General features: G+C 39.9%; 1 protein-coding gene. It reads right to left on the reverse strand.

What is annotated here, in order from left to right:
* On the reverse strand, positions 1-453 hold a 453-nt coding region (locus N1032_RS26725; protein ID WP_259543694.1), incomplete at its 3' end, for a hypothetical protein.
* Positions 454-581: the final 128 nt, after the last annotated feature.

The following is a 581-nucleotide window of genomic DNA, read 5'->3' on the forward strand; positions in this document are numbered from 1 at the left end:
GCCTGTTTCGTAGCCTTTGAGGAAGTAATTATATTTCTCACTCATAGACAACGTAAAATCACATTTATCTAAGTGTATCGCAGACGGGCTAATAACTCTAGCCGGAACCCCGTCATAATCCACAATTAATAATTCCTGTTCGTCGTCAATATAACTATGTGTCATTTTCCCTGTAGCGTCAGCAGGAATATAAAGGGAATCAGCGAACATATTAAACACTTTAACAGCATCGCCGCCACATTGGGATTCTATATAATCCATCCCGTTCTTTTTGGATAGCCCCGCAACGGTTAATTTGTTGTGACCATTTTCACGAACCAGATAGCGTTTAGCGCCCAATGTTTTAAACATTGAATACATCCCCTCAAACTCCCAAACTCCGAGCGGCTTAATTTCCCCTTTAATAGTTTTAGGTGAAAGTCGGCTAGGGTTTAATTGATGATAGTCCATCATCTTAAACAGCTTGAACGTTATTTCCTTATTGTACGCGTCAACGTAGGGCTGGTGACTCTCAAAATTTAGCGCCTTAATACTGTCAGTATCGGAATAAACGTAATCATTACCAACGTTTAAAATAGCAC

Origin of the sequence: Herbiconiux daphne (assembly GCF_024979295.1) — a bacterium.
GTDB lineage: Bacteria > Actinomycetota > Actinomycetes > Actinomycetales > Microbacteriaceae > Herbiconiux > Herbiconiux daphnes.